This window comes from Reichenbachiella versicolor, assembly GCF_003171675.1.
GTDB lineage: Bacteria > Bacteroidota > Bacteroidia > Cytophagales > Cyclobacteriaceae > Reichenbachiella > Reichenbachiella versicolor.
In genome coordinates this window covers 135,763-155,040 of sequence record NZ_QFZQ01000006.1, presented here as the reverse complement: position 1 = coordinate 155,040, position 19,278 = coordinate 135,763, and the positions used below count along the sequence as shown (strand labels likewise).

The 19,278-nt window shown below is 38.0% G+C and carries 15 protein-coding genes and 4 tRNA genes; 12 read left to right on the top strand and 7 right to left on the bottom strand.

The features are described from left to right. Positions 1 to 27: 27 nt before the first annotated feature. The 8 genes from DKG80_RS13355 to DKG80_RS13315 all read left to right on the top strand — a co-directional run bounded on the left by DKG80_RS13355 (position 28) and on the right by DKG80_RS13315 (position 11,413). On the top strand, positions 28 to 2,238 hold the full coding sequence (locus DKG80_RS13355; protein ID WP_109831855.1) for a T9SS type A sorting domain-containing protein: 2,211 nt from the start codon (positions 28 to 30) through the stop codon (positions 2,236 to 2,238). Between the two features lie 628 nt (positions 2,239 to 2,866). Beyond that, positions 2,867 to 3,886, top strand: a complete 1,020-nt coding sequence (locus DKG80_RS13350) for a zinc-dependent alcohol dehydrogenase (protein ID WP_109831854.1) — start codon at positions 2,867 to 2,869, stop codon at positions 3,884 to 3,886. An 83-nt stretch (positions 3,887 to 3,969) separates the two neighbouring features. Further along, positions 3,970 to 4,734, top strand: a complete 765-nt coding sequence (locus DKG80_RS13345) for an SDR family NAD(P)-dependent oxidoreductase (RefSeq protein ID WP_185140170.1) — start codon at positions 3,970 to 3,972, stop codon at positions 4,732 to 4,734. Between the two features lie 117 nt (positions 4,735 to 4,851). Further along, complete coding sequence (gene aldA / locus DKG80_RS13340; RefSeq protein ID WP_109831852.1) at positions 4,852 to 6,291, top strand: aldehyde dehydrogenase; 1,440 nt, start codon at positions 4,852 to 4,854, stop codon at positions 6,289 to 6,291. A gap of 69 nt (positions 6,292 to 6,360) precedes the next feature. Beyond that, complete coding sequence (locus tag DKG80_RS13335; protein WP_109831851.1) at positions 6,361 to 7,449, top strand: mandelate racemase/muconate lactonizing enzyme family protein; 1,089 nt, start codon at positions 6,361 to 6,363, stop codon at positions 7,447 to 7,449. A 133-nt stretch (positions 7,450 to 7,582) separates the two neighbouring features. After that, entirely contained in the window at positions 7,583 to 8,626 is a 1,044-nt protein-coding gene (locus DKG80_RS13330; RefSeq protein ID WP_109832052.1) for an aldose epimerase family protein, read from the top strand. 107 nt (positions 8,627 to 8,733) lie between these two features. Then, complete coding sequence (locus tag DKG80_RS13325) at positions 8,734 to 9,738, top strand: L-rhamnose/proton symporter RhaT (protein ID WP_109831850.1); 1,005 nt, start codon at positions 8,734 to 8,736, stop codon at positions 9,736 to 9,738. A 640-nt stretch (positions 9,739 to 10,378) separates the two neighbouring features. Then, positions 10,379 to 11,413: a LacI family DNA-binding transcriptional regulator gene (locus DKG80_RS13315; protein WP_109831848.1), complete on the top strand. Its 1,035-nt coding sequence runs from the start codon at positions 10,379 to 10,381 to the stop codon at positions 11,411 to 11,413. A 280-nt stretch (positions 11,414 to 11,693) separates the two neighbouring features. Here the strand turns inward: DKG80_RS13315 and DKG80_RS13310 are convergent. The 7 genes from DKG80_RS13310 to DKG80_RS13280 form a co-directional block, all read right to left on the bottom strand. Continuing rightward, positions 11,694 to 11,765 (bottom strand) — tRNA-Glu (locus DKG80_RS13310). 11 nt (positions 11,766 to 11,776) lie between these two features. Beyond that, positions 11,777 to 11,851: transfer RNA gene (locus tag DKG80_RS13305), tRNA-Pro, on the bottom strand. A 22-nt stretch (positions 11,852 to 11,873) separates the two neighbouring features. Continuing rightward, positions 11,874 to 11,947 (bottom strand) — tRNA-Arg (locus DKG80_RS13300). Positions 11,948 to 11,989: 42 nt separating this feature from the next. Beyond that, a tRNA-Ser gene (locus DKG80_RS13295) sits at positions 11,990 to 12,078 on the bottom strand. Positions 12,079 to 12,174: 96 nt separating this feature from the next. Continuing rightward, positions 12,175 to 12,516 carry an arsenate reductase (glutaredoxin) gene (gene arsC / locus DKG80_RS13290; protein WP_109831847.1) on the bottom strand — a complete coding sequence of 114 codons (342 nt, stop codon included), beginning with the start codon at positions 12,514 to 12,516 and terminating at the stop codon, positions 12,175 to 12,177. A 2-nt stretch (positions 12,517 to 12,518) separates the two neighbouring features. Then, entirely contained in the window at positions 12,519 to 13,823 is a 1,305-nt protein-coding gene (locus DKG80_RS13285; RefSeq protein ID WP_162555873.1) for a lysophospholipid acyltransferase family protein, read from the bottom strand. Beyond that, complete coding sequence (locus tag DKG80_RS13280) at positions 13,820 to 15,127, bottom strand: MFS transporter (protein ID WP_109832051.1); 1,308 nt, start codon at positions 15,125 to 15,127, stop codon at positions 13,820 to 13,822. Before DKG80_RS13280 ends, DKG80_RS13285 begins: the two co-directional genes overlap by 4 nt. 308 nt (positions 15,128 to 15,435) lie before the next feature. On the opposite strand from DKG80_RS13280, the gene mraZ reads away from it, so the two are divergent. Genes mraZ through DKG80_RS13260 form a run of 4 tightly spaced genes read left to right on the top strand, consistent with a single transcriptional unit; the run spans position 15,436 to position 19,277 of the window. Further along, the gene (mraZ, locus tag DKG80_RS13275) at positions 15,436 to 15,876 is read left to right on the top strand and encodes a division/cell wall cluster transcriptional repressor MraZ (RefSeq protein ID WP_109831845.1); all 441 of its coding nucleotides are present in this window, start codon (positions 15,436 to 15,438) and stop codon (positions 15,874 to 15,876) included. 3 nt (positions 15,877 to 15,879) lie between these two features. Further along, entirely contained in the window at positions 15,880 to 16,800 is a 921-nt protein-coding gene (gene rsmH, locus DKG80_RS13270; protein ID WP_109831844.1) for a 16S rRNA (cytosine(1402)-N(4))-methyltransferase RsmH, read from the top strand. Between the two features lie 13 nt (positions 16,801 to 16,813). Further along, positions 16,814 to 17,182 (top strand): FtsL-like putative cell division protein, encoded by a 369-nt coding sequence (locus DKG80_RS13265; protein WP_109831843.1) that lies wholly within the window; start codon positions 16,814 to 16,816, stop codon positions 17,180 to 17,182. Continuing rightward, complete coding sequence (locus tag DKG80_RS13260; protein WP_109831842.1) at positions 17,175 to 19,277, top strand: penicillin-binding protein; 2,103 nt, start codon at positions 17,175 to 17,177, stop codon at positions 19,275 to 19,277. Before DKG80_RS13265 ends, DKG80_RS13260 begins: the two co-directional genes overlap by 8 nt. Position 19,278 lies beyond the last annotated feature (1 nt).

Genomic DNA, 19,278 nt, shown 5'->3' with positions numbered 1-19,278 from the left:
CCATTTTTTGAATAAACAATATATCAAATGAACAAGAGGGGAGTGATATTGACTTTGATACTAGGAGTTACGAGCTATTTACAGGCACAGATAGTAATAGATGTCAATTTTGATGTAAAACATCAATTAGGAGATATAGATCAATTTGACCGAAACAAATTTGTAGCCATTCATGCAGATGTGATTGAAGATGAATGGGATGGAGATAATAAGATTGCAAATGTAAGAGAGCACTTTCTGAAAGGATACGATGTTTATCTCGGGAGGAATACTGGGACTATCACATGGTATCTTAACAACGCAGTAGGAGAAGATCCTGCAAGGAAAGGATATGCGAATCCAGTAGACATTATTGCAAACGGAACTTCTATTAAAAACAAGTATATCAACAAAACCGACTGGCATGCCTATGAAGATCGAAACGATCAGATACTAGCGGCTCAATTACACCCGTTTTGGCCTGATGGTCAAGAGATAGGTTCTGAAAAATGGTCTTTTTCCCAAGTTGATACCGGGGAAGAATCATTTGGAACAGCGACAGGGGAGTATATGGGAAGATACATTCAAGCTACTTATGGAAATGGAGGGGCTTCTGGACAACCTACTCCGAAATACTTAGAAGTAATTAATGAGCCAGTTTGGCATCTATTTGAATTTGGTGATGAGAGCCTTCAAGATATCTTCAAATTCCATAATGGAGTAGCAGATGCCATTCATGACTATAATCAAAATATTAAGATAGGGGGATATTGTACAGCATTTCCAGATCATGAAGCAGACAATTTTGGAGAATGGAATGACAGATGGAAGGCCTTCATGGATATTGCAGGAGAAAAGATGGATTATTGGACTATTCACCTTTATGACTTTCCAGCTCTTCAAGGAAAAGAACAATACCGAAAAGGGAGCAATATGGAAGCTACCTTCGATATTATGGAGCAGTACAGTTATATGAAATTTAATAAAGTCAAGCCATTTATGATTTCAGAATATGGAGCACAGATGCATGATTATTTTGGTCCATGGTCCAGATACAGAGACTGGTTACACAACAAGTCTGTTAACTCGATGATGCTCCAGTTTATGGAGCGTGCAGATATCATTAACAAAACTGTTAACTTCCTTCCTATCAAAGCTAAATGGGGAACTACATCAGTGGATAATACTTACAATCATCGTTTACTCAGGATGGAAGACGAACCGAATGCCTTATCCGGACAATGGGTGTATACAGATATGGTCAAGGTGTACGAGTTGTGGGCAGAAGTAAAGGGAACGAGAATCGACACATACTCAACCAATTTGGATTTGATGGTAGATGGTTATGTTGAAGGTGACATTGCTTTCGTTATTATCAACAATTTAAAATTTGACCCAGTAGAAGTCTCACTCAATGCACTTGGACTAGAAACTAACCAAGTAAGTAGTGTTGAAGTTAAGCAAATGTTTCTGAAAAATCAGGGAACGGAAATTTCCAGGACTACGGGATCAAGTATTCCAAAAACAATGACCTTAAAGCCAGAAGGAACGATAATAATGAAGATCGAATTATCGAATGATGTCACAATGAATCATGTATCTAAAGAGACCAAATATTATGCTAAGACTTATCTACAAGAGATTAAGTCTGGTCGACCAATTACTTTCTCCATAAATAATGTGTCAAAAGGTACTAATGGAGAGGGTATATTAAGATTAGGCTTAGGTAGAGATCATGGAAAAAATCTTCGACCAATAGTCAAATTCAATGGAGAAGACTTATATGTTCCCGCCAATATTCGCGGAGATAAGCAAGTAGATCGGGAAACCTTTTTTGGAGTATTGGAGATCGAGGTTCCAAACTATTTGATTGCTGCTTCTAATTCAGTTGAAGTTATTTTTGAAGACGATGGTGGACATGTTAGTAGTGTAGCATTGCAAGTCTTTGAACACTCTAGAAAGATCAAACGCAGTGAATACAATGATGAAAACCTAAGTCTAGGAATAAAAACTAGTATAAATAAAAAATCACTAGATATAACCCCTAATCCAGCCACCAATTCAATTGAAGTAGGGTTTCCTTCAAGGAATATACATGGACTATTGAATTTCAAAACACTGGATGGTAAAACAGTCAAAACAATCAAGGTTAAGTCTGGTCAAGTTGAAATTAATATTGCCGATTTGGAAGCAGGCGTATATATACTCAATATGATTGCAGATGGGGATAGTTATACAAGTAAAATGATAGTCGAATGAACAAGATAAACGAACTATCTCTATAAGGATATAATGATTGGAATTTCTACTGTTAAAACCCCACAATCTGTCTCTTGTTAAAGGGCAGTTTTGTTTTAGGGAATAGGATAAGCTCAGTGATAAGAATACCATAGATATTCAATAGCAGAGATAGCTTGATAAGTTTAGAGAGATGTCATAAGCATAAGTTTTACTCAACTACTAGAATAAGTAATTGTCAAGATGATAAGTCATAAGTGTTGAGTTTGAATAATCATTTTGTTTCAGGGTTAACCTTATGATCACACTCTCGCAAAAATTTTATTTGAAAATCTCATTTTCATAGATGTAATTCATTCAGTGGACGAATATGTTCATATTAAAAACAAATCTGCTCAGAAGAAGGTTGAGGTTGTGATTCTTTTGCGATGATAGAACAAAACATCTCTGTTGAGGATTAATCCATGTCAACAAGAGGCTCTGTTCAGTTTGTTCAGTAATCGTTGAGTGCGTATGAAGGAGGTTGAAGTTTAGACAAACAATATTTGTATACGGCGATTTTTCGTTCGTACTGGGCTATTACATGTAGGTACTTTGGCTGTTCAAAGTGCCGTTTTTTTGGTAAGATTGAAATTATACAACAATACAAATGAAAGCAGCAAAATACGTAAGTAAAGGAGTATTTGAGATAGGCGAAGGGACCAAGGTAGCCCCAGGCGCAGGAGAAGTAAGATTAGATGTAGCGTATTGTGGCGTTTGTGGTACAGATGTACACATCTATCACGGCGTAATGGACGCAAGAGTAAACCCACCACAGACTGTAGGTCACGAAGCAAGTGCAACTGTAGCAGAAATTGGAGAAGGTGTAACTAACGTAAAGGTTGGAGACAAAGTAGCAGTAAGACCATTGCACTTTGGAGAGCCGCACCCATTCGACAAAGGCCACGCACATGTAGGAAAAAATTTAAAGTTTATTGGTATTGATTCAGCTGGAGCATTCCAAAACAGTTGGACAGTTCCTGCATACACTTTGCACAAACTTCCAGAAGGAATGTCATTGAAAAATGGAGCATTTATAGAGCCATTGTCAGTAGCTACGCACGACGTGAAAATTGGTAGAGTTCAAGCTGGAGAAAATTGCCTAGTAATAGGAGGAGGACCTATCGGAACTTTGATCGCATATGTGTTAAAGGAAAAAGGAGCTAACGTGATCATTTCAGAGGTAAATGAGAACAGACTTGAGATGCTGTCAGAGCTTGGATTCACGACGATCAACCCAATCAAAGAAAGCTTGACTGAAAAAATCAGCGAGTTGACTGAGGAGAAGATGATCGATTGTGCATTTGAAGTTTCTGGATCACAGCCAGGTGTAGATGCGATGACAGAAGTTCTCAATGTGAGAGGAAGAATAGTAATGGTAGCAATTCACGGTGGAGAGAAAAAGAAAGTAGATCTTTTCAAATTCTTCTGGTCTGAAATTGAGCTATTAGGTGCTAGGCTTTACGAAGAAGATGATTATGAAGAAGCAATCAGAATAGCAGCTTCAGGCTTTATTCCATTCGAAAAGTTAACTACCAAAGTTGACACCCTAGACAATATCCAATCGATTTTTGAGACGATTGATAACAACCCAGCAGGGATGAAATATTTAATTGACTGCCAAGCATAAAACAGTTGATAGACGATGGCTTGTAGTTCACAGAGTTCTATCGACCATCGTCTCCTGATTATATACTAAACAAACAAATGAGCATACTAGATAAATTTAAATTAGACGGCAAAGTTGCCTTAGTAACAGGATGTAAAAGAGGTATTGGTAAAGCAATGGCCGTTGGATTGGCAGAAGCTGGAGCTGATATTATAGGTGTAAGTGCATCTCTAGAGCTAGAAGGAAGTGAAGTAGAAAAAGAGGTAAAAGCTAGAGGTAAAAACTTCAAAGCATACCAATGTGATTTTTCTAAGAGAGAAAGCTTATATGAATTCATCAAAGCTGTGAAAGGTGACTATCCAGTAATTGATATTTTGGTAAACAACGCAGGAACTATCCTTAGAACTCCAGCAGCTGAGCACCCAGATGATATGTGGGATACAGTGATAGAAGTGAATCAAAACGCTCAGTTCATTTTGACTAGAGAGATTGGAAAAGAGATGGTAGAAAGAGGATCAGGTAAGATTGTCTTCACTGCATCACTATTGACATTCCAAGGAGGAATTACAGTACCAGGTTATGCAGCTTCTAAAGGGGCAGTAGGACAGTTGACTATGGCCTTCGCTAACGAGTGGGCTGGAAAAGGTGTCAATGTAAACGCTATCGCACCAGGTTATATCAATACGGATAATACAGAAGCTTTAAGAAATGATCCAGTAAGATCAGAGTCAATTCTATCAAGAATTCCAGCAGGAAGATGGGGATTACCAGAGGATTTTGCAGGACCAGTAGTGACCCTATGTTCTGAAGCTGGAGCTTATATGCATGGATCTATCATGCTAGTAGATGGCGGCTGGATGGGACGCTAAATAGCATTATTAAATGGTATCAAAGCTGTGCATTTGATGCCATTTGCTTTTTTAAATAAACCTTAAACAACGTCGTACTAGTACTTAAATACTCAGTACCCATTACTAAATAAAGAAATGAAAGACTACCAATTATTTATCAACGGTGAGTGGACGGAGTCTACAACTGGAGAAAGAGCATCTATCTATAGTCCAATTGATGAAAGTCAAGTAGGAACTACCGCTATGGGTGTTGAAGCTGACGCTGAAAACGCACTAAAAGCAGCGGAAGCAGCTCAAAAAGAATGGAAAAAATGGCCTGCTCGTAAAAGAGCTGAGCTAATGAGAAAGTTTGCTGCTGAGATCAGAGCCAACAAATCAAGATTGGCTGAATTACTGACTAGAGAGCAAGGTAAAATCATCTCTTTAGCTGAAATTGAAGTTGAAGTGACCGCAACTTTCATTGAATACGCTTGTGATTGGGCTAGACAGTTTGAAGGAGATATTGTTCAATCTGACAATGAAAATGAGCACATTTATATTCACAAAATTCCAAGAGGAGTAGTAGTAGCTATTACAGCTTGGAACTTCCCATTAGCACTTGCAGGTAGAAAAATAGGTCCAGCTTTAGTAGCAGGTAATTCAATCGTTGTAAAACCTACTCAAGAGACTCCACTAGCGACTCTTGAACTTGGTGATATCGCCAACAAAGTAGGTCTTCCTAAAGGTCTATTAAATATTGTGACTGGATCTGGTAGAGTATTGGGTAATGCATTAGTAGCATCTCCAATCACCAAAATGGTAACTATGACAGGCTCTACTCCTGCAGGTCAACAGATTTTCAAAACTGCTTCTGAAAACTTGACTCATGTTCAGCTTGAGTTAGGAGGAAAAGCTCCAGCAATCGTATTTGCAGATGCAGATATAGACGAAGCAGTAGCTGCTACATTCCACTCTAGATGGGATAACTGTGGTCAGGTATGTACATGTAATGAAAGAATGTATGTACATGAAGATATCTATGACAAATTCATGGAGAAATTCATAGCTAAGACTAAAGAAATCAAGTTGGGTAACCCACTTGAAAGAGACGTAGAAATGGGCCCTAAAGTGAATGCTTCGGAGTTGACTCACATGGAGCATTTAGTACAAAAGTCACTCGAAGAAGGCGCAACAGTAGCAATAGGCGGTAAGAAGCCTGAAGGTGCTCAATTCGAGAAAGGACACTGGTTCGAGCCAACAATCTTGGAGAATGTAACTCAGGATATGACGATTGTACATGAGGAATCATTTGGTCCAATTCTTCCAGTGATCAAATTCAATGATTTTGATCAAGTAATCGAATGGGCTAACGAATGTGAGTACGGTCTAGCTGCAATGGTATTCACTCAGAACTACAAGAATATCGCTAAGTTGACAGATGAGCTTGAGTTCGGTGAAATCTATATCAATAGAGGTCATGGCGAGCAGCATCAAGGTTTCCACAACGGATACAAAAAGTCTGGTAGTGGAGGAGAAGACGGGAAGTACGGTTTCGAACAATACCTTGAGAAGAAAACATTCTACGTGAAATACTAATAAGTCCATAGAAGATAGCCCGTAGTCAACTATTCTATGGGCTATTGACTTTGGTCTGCAGACTAATTTATGAGTAAAATAAAAGATATAAAGGTACAGTTGTTTAATGTGCCTCTTCCAGAAGTATTGAGTGATGCAAAGCACGGTGATCACACCCACTTCGAGTTAATCACTACTACGATTACTTTGGAAGATGGAAGCGAAGGTACTGGCTATACTTATACAGGAGGTAAAGGTGGTCATTCAATCAAGGCAATGCTAGAGAATGATATCAATCCAGCATTGATAGGAATGGATGGTACTGATATTGACGGTATATATGACTTTTTAGAATGGCATATGCACTATGTAGGAAGAGGCGGTATAGTCTCTTTTGCTGTTTCTACAGTTGATATCGCACTATGGGATATCAAGTGCAAGAATGCTGACAAGCCATTATGGCAAATGGCTGGAGGAGCTGACAAGACTTGTAAAGCTTACTGTGGAGGTATTGATTTACAATTTCCAATCGAGAAGCTTCTAAAAAACATGCAGGAATATCTTGACCGTGGCTACAAAGCCGTGAAAATTAAAATCGGTAGAGAGAACCTAGATGAAGATATAGAGCGAATCAAAGCAGTAAGAGAATTCATAGGTCCAGATGTGACTTTCATGGTAGATGCTAACTACTCGATGAGTGTAGAGAAAGCCATTGAATGTTCAAAAAGAATGGAAGAATTCAATATTACATGGTTTGAAGAACCAACAATTCCAGATGATTATAAAGGTTTTGGAAAGATTGCAGATGCTACGAATGTACCACTTGCGATGGGAGAGAACCTTCATACGATTCATGAATTTGAATATGCTTTTGATCAAGCTAAACTTAGTTTTATCCAGCCAGATGCATCCAATTGTGGAGGTATCACAGGGTGGTTAAGAGTAGCAGAATTAGCAAGAAAACACAATATTCCAGTGTGCGCGCATGGTATGCAAGAGCTTCACGTAAGCTTGATCAGTGCTCAGACTAATGCAGGCTGGCTGGAAGTGCATAGTTTTCCAATCGATGAATATACAACGAGACCACTTGTCGCTGAAAACTACAGAGCTGTAGCATCAGACGAACCAGGAACCGGCGTTACCTTCAATTGGGAAAAATTAGCACCACATAAAGTGTAGTGATATAATAGACCAAAGTCGATAGGAGAATAATGACAGTTGAAAAACATTTTATCTACTTGACCATTCAAACTATTGACTGTGGTCTATAGACTATGAACATAAAAACTTAAACCGAAACCAAACAGAAATGATGACGACAGATAAGACTAATATAGAACAAGAAAATTTTGGCCAACTTCAAGGTAAAGAGGTCAAGATCTTTACTTTGACCAATACCAATGGAATGAAAGTGAAAATCACCGAATATGGTGCGACGATCACATCGATCACTTTACCGGTAGAGGGAAAAGAAATGGAAATAGCTTGTGGATTTGATACACTAGAAGGCTATTTCGGAGAAGAGTATAAAGCGAACGCTCCGTACTTTGGCTGTACAGTTGGTAGGTACTGCTCTCAAATAAAAGACGCGAAGTTTTCACTAAACGGCAAAGATTATCAGCTAGCTGAAATGGTCGGTAAAAACAATCTACATGGTGGACTTAAAGGCTTTGATAAGCAAGTCTGGTCTTCAGAGATAAAAGGAAATACATTAGTATTTTCATTGACCTCTCCAGACGGACAAGAAGGTTTTCCAGGTACAGTTGAAGCTCAAGTGTCTTTCATGCTAACTAGTGAAAATGAAATCAAAATCGAATACTTAGCAACTACTGATGCTGATACACCATTGTCAATGACCAACCATACATACTGGAACTTATCAGGTTTTGAGGAAAAGGTATTGGGACATACGGCTACAGTATATACAGATAAGAAGATTGACTGTGATGAAACTGGAGCAGGGACTGGAGTGATAAGCGTTGCAGGTGCTGTAGATGACCTAAGAGAAGGTAAAGTGATAGGAGATGTTCATGAAGCTATGGGGGGTGGATTTGAACACTTCTATGTTTTTGATAATGCAGCAGAAGAGTTGAAGCCATATGCAGCTGTAGAAAATAAAGCTAAAGGAATCAAACTAGAAGTTAGCAGTACTGAACCAAGTATGCTGTTATACACTGGAAAGTATACTTCGGATGACCTGAAGAGAGAAAATGGTCTTCAATATGGTCAATATAAAGGATTCTGCTGTGAGACTCATAGATGGCCAAATGGGCCGAATATAGAAGGTTCTCCAAAGTCAATCACAAAGGCAGGAGAAGAATTTAAGAGTACAACCGTATTCAAATTAGAATTTTAATCAATCAACCACAGTCCATAGAAGATGGACTTTAATAGAATGTAATTATTAATGAGAAGTGGATTATGTCTTTGGACTATTTACTCTCGACTATAAACTAAGGAATTATGATAATAGGAATTATTTGGGCGGTGCTAGCAGGTTTATTGCTAGGGTTATATGCTCTACCAGAAAAGTTTACAAAGGATTTTGAATTCGAAAATACTTGGAGTTTATTTTTTGCAATTAACACTTTCGTCATTCCCAATATCGCTGCGTTTACATTGATAGACGGGTTTGGTGCAGTTTTAGCTTCTATTCCGGTAGGAGTTTTGACAGGAATGATCATAGCAAGTTTGTTATGGGGTATCGGCGTAATGATGTGGGGTAAAGCAATCAATCATATTGGTCTTTCGTTAGGTTTCTCAATTTTCATCGGTACTATTATTTTGGTTGGATCATTGATACCGTTTATGGTTGATGGTTTACCAGCAATGAACGTATTCTCTACCATCATGGCAGGTATTCTTGTTGTATTGATAGGAGTAATAGCAAATGGTAAAGCAGGTATGACCCGTCAAAAAGATGAAGGAGGAGAAGATAGCTCTGATGGCTCAATGGGCTTAGGTATCATCATCGCAATAGTCGGAGGTCTTTTGGCTACAGGATTTAGCTATGCAAATACAGTAGGTTTCGGAGTAATAGCTGAAGCTTGTGAGGCAAACGGTAATCCAGCTTGGATGAGCTCTGTAGCTGTTATGTATATCATATACATGGCCGGTGGAGTTGCTATCGCAGCATATTTTGCTCAACAACTGACCGCTAAAAAACTATGGGGTAAGTTCGCTTCACCAAGTTTTGGGAAAAATGCATTTTTAGCTACTATCATGGGTATTTTCAACTTCTCTGCATCAGTGGCATTTGCATATGCAGCTTATAAGCTTGGTGCTACAGGAGGAACAGTAGGGTATGCTATTTTTAATACAGTCTCGGTAGCAGTAGCAATCGTGTCAGGAATTATCACAGGTGAGTGGGCAAAAGCCTCCGGAAAAGCAAAAGGTCTTCTTTATACTGGACTTGCTTGTATGATCATTGGAATTATCATAGTGGCGATAGGTAATGGGTTAGGATAACTCTAGTCAAAAAGGAAGTCAAGAATATTAATTGATTTGATATCAATGAAATGCTAAAAGAGCTCGGCAATGTTGTCGAGCTCTTTTTTTGTGGTAAACAGTGAAAAGTACTGATTTATTAGGTTAAAAAAGTAGGTGTTGAAAGAGGTAAAGCATTTAATAGAAGAATATAAGAGTTATTTCTTTTGTTAAGAGACGTTTGATAGTGGTAAAAAGACTTAAGTGACTTAGAATAGGATTGAATATTGTGGAGAAAGGATATTTTTTGTTCTATTAAAGAGTAAATAATAGAATAAAGAATTTAAATGTAGGTAGAATGAATTTTACTGCCTTAATAAGAGAGTTTAATATTTTAAAAAGAGAGTTTTTTAATCGGAATACTAGTCGAAAGAGTTTAATTCTCCGATTCTTATATCGAGATTGAACAAAACCCCTGAGATACCTCTTGCTCTTGAGTCGAGGAACTGCATCTGAGGTTTGAACCATTAGAGCCATCTTCGAGAGAATGATATTTTCAAACCCGAGTAATAGCTAGATAAGTTTAAAAATCTATTTATAGAATGAAGAGGCCTTTTTTGAGGAAGGGGATGATAATTGCATTTTAGGGAAATTGCTAAATTTGTTTGAACAAGCAAAAACAATGAGCAAAGATCGAGTAAGTATTAAAGACTTAGCGAAAGCCCTAGGAGTGTCTACTTCTACTGTGTCTCGTGCGCTCAGCAATGAAGGTAGAATAGGTGCTAAAACAAAAGCTTCGGTCTTAGAGCTGGCAGAGAAGTGGGGGTATAAACCTAACCCCTTTGCAGCAAATCTTTCTAAGAAAAAAACAGGGTTGATTGGGCTCATTTTACCCCAATTTACTCATCATTATTTTGCCCGAGTTTTATCAGGTATCAATGAGGTAGTTAATAAAACAGACTTTAATCTCATTATCAATGTTCATGAAGGAAGTCTTGAAAGAGAACGTGAAATTATCTCTATGCTGCGATCAATGAGAGTGGATGGAGTTATAGCTTCCTTAGCTCGTGAAAGCTCCGAATTCAATCATTATCTGGATCTTATAGAAGACGATACGCCGTTGGTTTTTGTGGATCGAATGTGTGAAGATTTAGATGTCTCTTATGTTATTAGTGACGATTTTACGGGGTGTCTAAAAGTAGTAGATGCTTTGGCTAGGGAAGGGCGAAATAAAATAGGGTATGTCTCAGGACCTATGAATCTCTCTACTTCGTTCACCAGAAAAGTTGGATACCATGAAGGTTTGAAAAGAAATTCTTTGCCTTTCGATCAAAAGTGGGAGATATCAATTGATGAGATAGATTGGTTAGATAGGATAATTAGATTGATCAAGGAGGGAGAAATAGAAGCTGTTATGACTTATAGCGATTATCAAGCCTTTGAAGTAATAGAGAGGTTAAAGTCTGAGAATATAGCTGTTCCTGATCAAGTGTCGGTAGTAGGTTTTGCAGATGAACCCATAGCTTTACATATGAGTCCTAAACTGAGCACTGTAGAGCAACCAGATTTCAGAATGGGAGTTCGGTCAGCGGAAATTCTTTTAAGTCACATAAATGGACAGATAGAACTTATTCAGGAAGAAATGAAAACGGAATTGGTTCTCAGGGAATCTACTTTAAGTATCAAAGAAAAGCTTCGATTGGAAAATGCATCGTAACATGAATTGATAGATTATAGGTTTGATATTAGCTCAGTTACTTAAAAATCTAATTCTTTTTCGATCAAAACTTTTTGTGAGCAAAAAATCTCCAATTACTTACCTTTCCAATTTTACTGATTGATCAGTATCGGAAACCATCAGAAACCATCAGAAACCATCAGAAACCATTATATCTCCATATTCAACTTCTTCAATAATAGAAGTACTATAGGGTCCGATTTAGATGTGTTTAAATAGCTAGATACAAAAAAAGCTCGATCAGATGATCGAGCTTTTGTACTCCGTAGGGGAATCGAACCCCTGTTACCAGGATGAAAACCTGGCGTCCTAACCCCTAGACGAACGGAGCGTAATTTATTGTCGGGGTGGCAGGATTCGAACCTGCGACCTCCTGCTCCCAAAGCAGGCGCGATAACCGGGCTACGCTACACCCCGAAATTCACAATCGAATTTCTAGTGATCCGCTCAGGACTCGAACCTGAAACCTACTGCTTAGAAGGCAGTTGCTCTATCCAGTTGAGCTAGCAGACCAGCAATTTTTTAACTTCAAAACTTCCATTTGAAGTGTCTCTGCGGAGAGAGGGGGATTCGAACCCCCGGAACGGTTTAACCCGTTCGCATGTTTAGCAAACATGTGGTTTCAGCCACTCACCCACCTCTCCAGGGATCAATTTCCCCGTCTCTGATGTGTATCCCTCAGAAACGAGGTGCAAATATAGCGGAATAAAATCGAGAACTGCAAAGCGCTTTTTGAAATTTTATAAGATTTCTAAAACATTTTCTGGAGGTCTACCGATAACTGCCTGATTGTCTTTGATTACGATAGGGCGCTCGATTAATTTTGGATTTTCTACCATAGCGAGTACCCACTCTTCATCAGTCATTTCTTTGTCTTTGTACTCTTCTTTATAAATCGTTTCTCCTTTACGAACTAAATCAAAAGCACAAATACCTAATAGGTCTATTACCGATTGAAGCTCTGCAGGAGTAAACGTCTCATCAAGGTATTTAATGATTTCTATTTCTTCGCCTTTTGCTTCTAATAGTGCTAGAGCTTGACGGCTCTTCGAGCATCTCGGGTTGTGATATATTTTAGTCATAACTATAATCTGTTAAGATATATTTCTCTTGCCTTGTCTAGTTCGGTAATTAGCTCCTTTCTAGATTCTTTAAACTCAGCAAAATTCGTATTATTCGAACGAAAAGCAGTCTTTAATTTCTTGAAAACATTACTGTATTTTATAGCAAAAACACCGGATAATGGTAGCAATGCAATGTATGCTAGATTTATGCTCCAGTGAAAGGAGGTAGTTTGGATGAATAAATAAGAGGATAGGAAGTACCAAGTAGGAAATAGTAACAAACCTATTGAAACTAATATAGACGCTTTGTACTCGATTTCATTTGTTAATTTTCTAGAAAGCCAATCTGGTACATAGAATGGGAAGGCGTTTTGCAGCCATCCAAATACAAAAAGAGGGAGGCCAATCAAAAGCTTACTGATGGATACGAAAGAATGTCTTTTTTTAGGTTTTTCTTCAAGTATTCTGAGTTTGTGGTCTTTAATGTATTCTGCGCAGAAGTGGATTCGAGACTTTAAGGATTTGTATCTCTCAGGAAATGAGGTTTTAAAGTATATAATGGCATTGGTCATTTCTTTAGCCATTTCGAAGTCTTTCAGTTCTTTGTTGAGTTCTTTAAGATGAGATTTATATACTTGTTTTAGATCAATGAAAACCTGTTCATCTTCTTTGTTGTTAATGTTAATTGTAAGCTCCGTAAGGGATTTTCTAATTACTTTAGTTAATGATTGTACTCCTTCTATTTCATCTTTTAGATAGTACTCTTTGAATTGCTTTATATCAATAGGTTTTCCAATTTGCATAAATGCTTTGCTGCCAAATTGGGTAGGGTTGTTATAGTAAAGTCCAACAGGTAGGATTTTTACCCCAAGATTGAAGTTGTTTTGTTTTTCAGTACCTAGAGCTATGCGAGCAGTGCCAGTTTTTATTTTTCGCAAGCGATATTCTTTTACACTTGTACCTTCAGGGAATATTAACAATGCATTATTGTTTTCAAGATATTTATAGCAAGCACTAAATGCTGAACTATTATCTGTTTTTTGTCCGTCTTTGACGTCTTGTTTTCTATAAACTGGGATTACATTGAAGTAGGTTAGAATCCGTTTGGCAATGGGGTTGATGAAAATGGATGCATTGCCAAGAAAACCTACTCTTCTTTTGAATTGAGTAGCTATGATGTAAGGATCCATCAGTGTGTTTGGGTGGTTGCTCACCAATATTATAGGACCCGACTGAGGGACGTTGTCATAGCCTTTGACTTCAAGTGTCTGGTAGAAACGCTTAACGGCAAAGGCTACAGCACATTTAGTTGTTTCGTATATCAATCCTTGGTCGGTTTCATCTTCGTCAATTGTAAAATAATCAATGCGATAACGAAAAATAGTCCCATGATGAGTACTGAGTTTCGCATACTTCCACTGATTTGATCAATCAAGCCATAGGAGAAAGTTCCTAGAACAATAGCAACTTTTTCAGATACGTCATAAAAACTGAAATAAGAAGCATTATCCATCGTGTTTTTAGGTATGAATTTAGCGTAAGTAGATCTAGATACAGATTGAATGCCACCCATAACTAAACCTAGTACTCCTGCCATAATGTAGAAAGGAACTTTGTCTTTGATTAAAAAACTTGCAACGCAAATCCCCATCCATATAATTACCATGACGGAAATAGAAAGTTTAATACCCTTCTTTTCTGCAACTTTAGCAAATAGAGTTGCTCCTCCAATAGCGACAAGTTGAATAAGAAGAATGACAATAATTAATTCTGAACTTTCCATTCCTACTTCTGATGCGGCAAAAAGCGGAGCTAGTAACATGACTGTCTGTACTCCCATACTATAAAAGAAAAAGGAGCTAAGAAAGTTCTTTATTATAGGTTGGTCTTTTATTTGATTTAATACTGACTTGAGTTCATTGAAGCCTTTATTAATAGCCTCTTTATTGATTGGATTACCGGTTGGTTTGTCCTGAAGAGCTTTAAACGCAATATGAGAAAATCCAAACCACCATAGACCTACCAATAGAAAAGAAAATTGAGTCGCAGCCCCTGCTGAAGGTTCTCCGTTACTGTCTATAAAACCGAATGTCTCAGGTACGGATACCAAAACAAGACATATCACCAGTAAAAACACACTCCCTATATATCCCATCGAAAACCCTTTGGCGCTTACACTGTCGAACTTATCTTCTGTTACTATTTCTGGTAAAAAGCCATTATAAAAAACGACAGATGAAGCATACCCAACACTTGCCAGTATTGCTAAAGCTATTCCTAGTTCGATGTTGGCTCCAGTGAAAAAGTATAAGCTGATACATGAGAATGATCCTAGATAAGTAAATAGTCTCATGAAAGCTTTTTTTGAACCTCTATAGTCGGCTATTCCGGAAAGTGTCAGGTAGAAAATCACGGAGATTAAAAAAGAAAATGAAATAGCATAGCTGTAGAGGACAGAGTTATCGATGCTTAAGCCAAAGAATTTAACTGTACTTCCTCCAAAAGCTGCTTCTGTAGCATTGGTGTAATATATGGGGAATATTGCTGTAGTTATGATAAGGTTGTATACCGAGTTGGCAAGATCATAAGAGCACCAAGCGTTGATTGTTTTCTTGTCGTTGATTTTCATGTTGTGAAGATAAAGCTCTCGGATCATAAGTGTAGTTATGGGTATGTTAAACTCTTATTTTTCTTTTTTTTGGGAGTTTATGGGATTTTATACCACTAAGTGGATAAAACTCTCTTTTTCTATTTTTTCAAGCTGTATGAGTCATTTTAGGAGGTTAATGTATGGTTTTGTAATGCGCTGATTTATATGTGATTTAAGCTTGTTTTTATGTTTTTTTAATTTTTGTGGTAAAAAGTGTCATGAAGTGGTGGATTGTGTCAGAACTTGTCTAAGTTTGCAATGGTGGTTTATATTTTTCTATAACTCTTATGGCTTTTTTTACAAGCGAATATGAGTGTAAGTTGGATGCTAAGGGTAGGTTAGTCTTACCTGCGAAGATTAAGGCTAATCTACCTGAAGCGTCTAGCAATCAATTGGTTGCAATGAAGGGGTTTGATTCAAACCTCGTGCTCTACACTATGCCTGAGTTTAAGAAGATACAATCGAAGTTCATTGGTTTAAGTGAATTCGATGCCCGCCAAAGAAAACTGAAGACAAACTTTTTTAGGAGAGTTGTGCAAGTCGAGCTTGATAGTGCTGGACGTTTTTTGATTCCGAAAGCTTGGTTGGATCATGCAAAGCTTGAAAAACAGGCTATGGTGATTGGGACTGGGAATACTATTGAGATTTGGAATCCTGAAGTGTATGATCAATACATGGGTACGGATGACGATTTCTCAGATTTAGCACAAGAATTTTTGAGTGAATAAACTATGAGTGAGTATCACAATCCGGTTATGCTCAGTGAGTGTATAGAGGGGTTGGATCTCAAGCCTGGTGGAATCTATGTCGATGTGACGTTCGGCGGTGGAGGGCACTCAAAAGCGATCCTGGATAAACTCGATGGGCTTGACAATCCAAAGAGTAAATTGATAGCATTTGATCAGGATGATGATGCCAGAGAAAATGCGGACTTGATAGAAAATCGTTCTTTCACATTTGTGCAATCAAACTTTAGATATCTCAAGAAGTATCTCAGGTTGCATGGTATTAAGCAGGTCGATGGGATTCTCGGAGATCTCGGCGTATCCTCTCATCAAATCAATGAACCCGGCCGCGGGTTTTCGACACGGTTTGACGGGCCATTGGATATGCGGATGAATCAAGGTCAGAAACTGTCTGCCAATGAAGTGATTAATACATATGAGCAAGCTGATTTACATAAGATTCTTGGACAATATGGAGAAGTGAGGAATGCTAAAACTTTAGCTGATGCAATCTGTAAAGCACGCTCAAGTAGATCGATAAATACAATTTTTGATTTGCTAGAGGTGATCAAGCCATTTGCGCCGAGAGGAAAAGAGTTTAAGTATTATGCTCAGGTATTTCAAGGTATTCGCATTGAGGTAAATGAAGAGATGAAAGCACTAGAAGAGATGTTGGAGCAAAGCGCTGAACTACTCAAGTCCGATGGAAGGTTGGTCATCATGTCGTATCACTCACTAGAGGATCGGCCGGTGAAAAACTATATCAATAAAGGAAAGTTTTTTGGAGAGGTAGAGAAGGACTTTTATGGAAATGAAATAAAACCCTTTAAAGCCTTGAATCGCAAGCCTATAGTGGCCAGTGATCAAGAGATAAACGAAAATAACAGGGCACGAAGTGCCAAACTGAGAGTAGCAATAAAAATTTAAAAGACCGAATCCCATGGCTTCCAACACCTTGAAATCGTCCCGTCCGACCGCAGGTAAGAGAAGCTTCTTTGCGCTCTTAGAAAACGTCATTAACGTACAACGTGTTTTTGAAAAGGGGCTGCCAATTCAGTTCTTATTTCCCATTTTATTTTCTACCGTCCTTTGTATAGTCTACATAGGTAACCTTCATTACGCAGAAAAAAATATTCGTAAAATGTCTTCACTTCGAGTTGAGGTGGAAGATCTACGTGCAGATTTTACAACACTCAAGGCTGACTATATGTACACTAGTAAGCAGTCTGAAGTTGCTAAGAAAGCCAATGCACTTGGTCTTAAAGAGAGTATTGACCCTCCTTATAAAATTATTGTGAGCGATGAGTAGTCATAGATCAGACATATTGCTCCGTGTACGCGTCGCTTATATAGCGATTTTACTGTTTTCAGTAGCGATCATTTTTAAGATTGGCTATTTACAAAACGTAGATGGTGGGAAGTGGAAAGAAAAAGCCGCCACTATTGGTCTTAAGTATAAGAATATTAAAGCTACAAGAGGAAATATCTATTCAGATAACGGAAGTCTTTTAGCTACCTCATTGCCTTTTTATAAAGTGGCTTTTGATCCAACAAGGTGTGCTGATAGGATATACAATCATCAAATAGATAGTCTCGCCTTACTATTATCAAAAGTATTCAAAGACAAGAATGCAAGATATTATAAGCGTAAAATTCATAATGCCAGATTAGCAAATGATAAATATTTGGTCTTAAATAGAAAGGAGATCAACTACCAGATCAAGAAAGAAATGACCACATGGCCGATCTTCAGAGAAGGAAGAATGCGAGGTGGAGTCATCTTTGAAAAAGTTGATAAACGATTCAAACCATTTTCTTCTTTGGCATACAGAACGATTGGTACCATCAATAATGAAGATAAGGGTATTGTAGGACTAGAGTATAGTTTCAATGATCAGCTAAAAGGTAGGAACGGGAAAGCACTGTATCAGAGGTTGTCAGCTGGAGGAGAGAAACCTGTTTTTGATGGTACAGAAGTTAAGCCTGTAAATGGAAAAGACATAGTTACGACGATTAATGTTGACTTACAGGATGTAGCTGAATCAGCACTAGTTAAAGCTCTTTATAACAATGATGCTGATTATGGCTGTGTAGTTGTAATGGAAACGCATACCGGCGAGATTAAAGCAATGTCGAATTTGTCCCGAAACGCTAAAGGAAATTACTATGAGCGGTACAACTACGCTGTAGGTTCGCAAGGGTCAAGAGAACCAGGTTCTACTTTTAAGTTGGCAAGTATGATTGCATTGTTTGAAGATTCAAGAATAAGTCTTCTTGATACAGTCGATACTGGTAAGGGAGAGATGGAATTCTATGATTTAGTCATGAAAGATCATAAACCAGGTGGATACGGGAAGTTGACTGTACAAGAGGTTTTTGAGAAGTCTTCGAATATCGGTACGGCAAAGCTGATAGTTGATCAATTTGGAGATGATCCCTCAAGGTTCATAGATAGGTTGCAAGATATGGGGCTGACTAAGCCGCTTGGTTTTCAAATGGTAGGTGAGGGTAAACCTTATATTAAAACCCCAGAAGACTCTACTTGGAGTGGTGTTTCCTTGCCATGGATTTCACATGGATATGAGCTTACAATGACGCCATTACATACTTTGACATTGTACAATGCTGTAGCGAATGATGGTAAGATGATTCGTCCAATCATTGTTAAGGAGGTAAAGTCTGCTGATAGAACATTAAAGGAATTTGAAACACCTCAAGTAATTAATAAAAAGATATGTTCAGACATCACATTAGTGAAAGTGCGTGAAATGCTTGAAGGTGTAGTAGAAGATGGTACTGCCAAAAATATCAATGATTCTTATTATAAAATCGCCGGTAAAACAGGTACCGCTAAGCATGTGGTCAATGGTCGCTATACGAATAAATATTACACATCTTTTGCTGGATACTTTCCCGCAGAAGCACCCAAATACAGTGCTATTGTGGTGATTGACAATCCTAAAAGATTCAGAATATACGGTAGTGATGTAGCTGCTCCGGTATTTAAGGAGATAGCCGATAAAATTTATGCTATTGATATGGAGTTAAATGATCCATTCGAAGGGCAAGATATTTTGACAGAGATATTTCCCGTGATCAGAGCTGGACACAAATCAGAGTTGAACATGATTTGTAATGAATTTGGAATTTCAAACCATGGAGGAGAAGACGCCGAGTGGGTAAAAACAAGGATAAAAGACAATTCTATTCAATGGAGAGAACTGACCAATAATAATCAAGTGATGCCAGATGTAAGAGGGATGACCTTGCGTGATGCCCTGTATATATTAGAGAATAAGAAGGTGGAAGTGAAGTTTAGTGGTTTTGGAAGAGTTACTACTCAATCGATTTCGCCAGGTAGTTCTATTGTTAACCAAAATGAAGTAACACTAAAGTTAGGTTGAT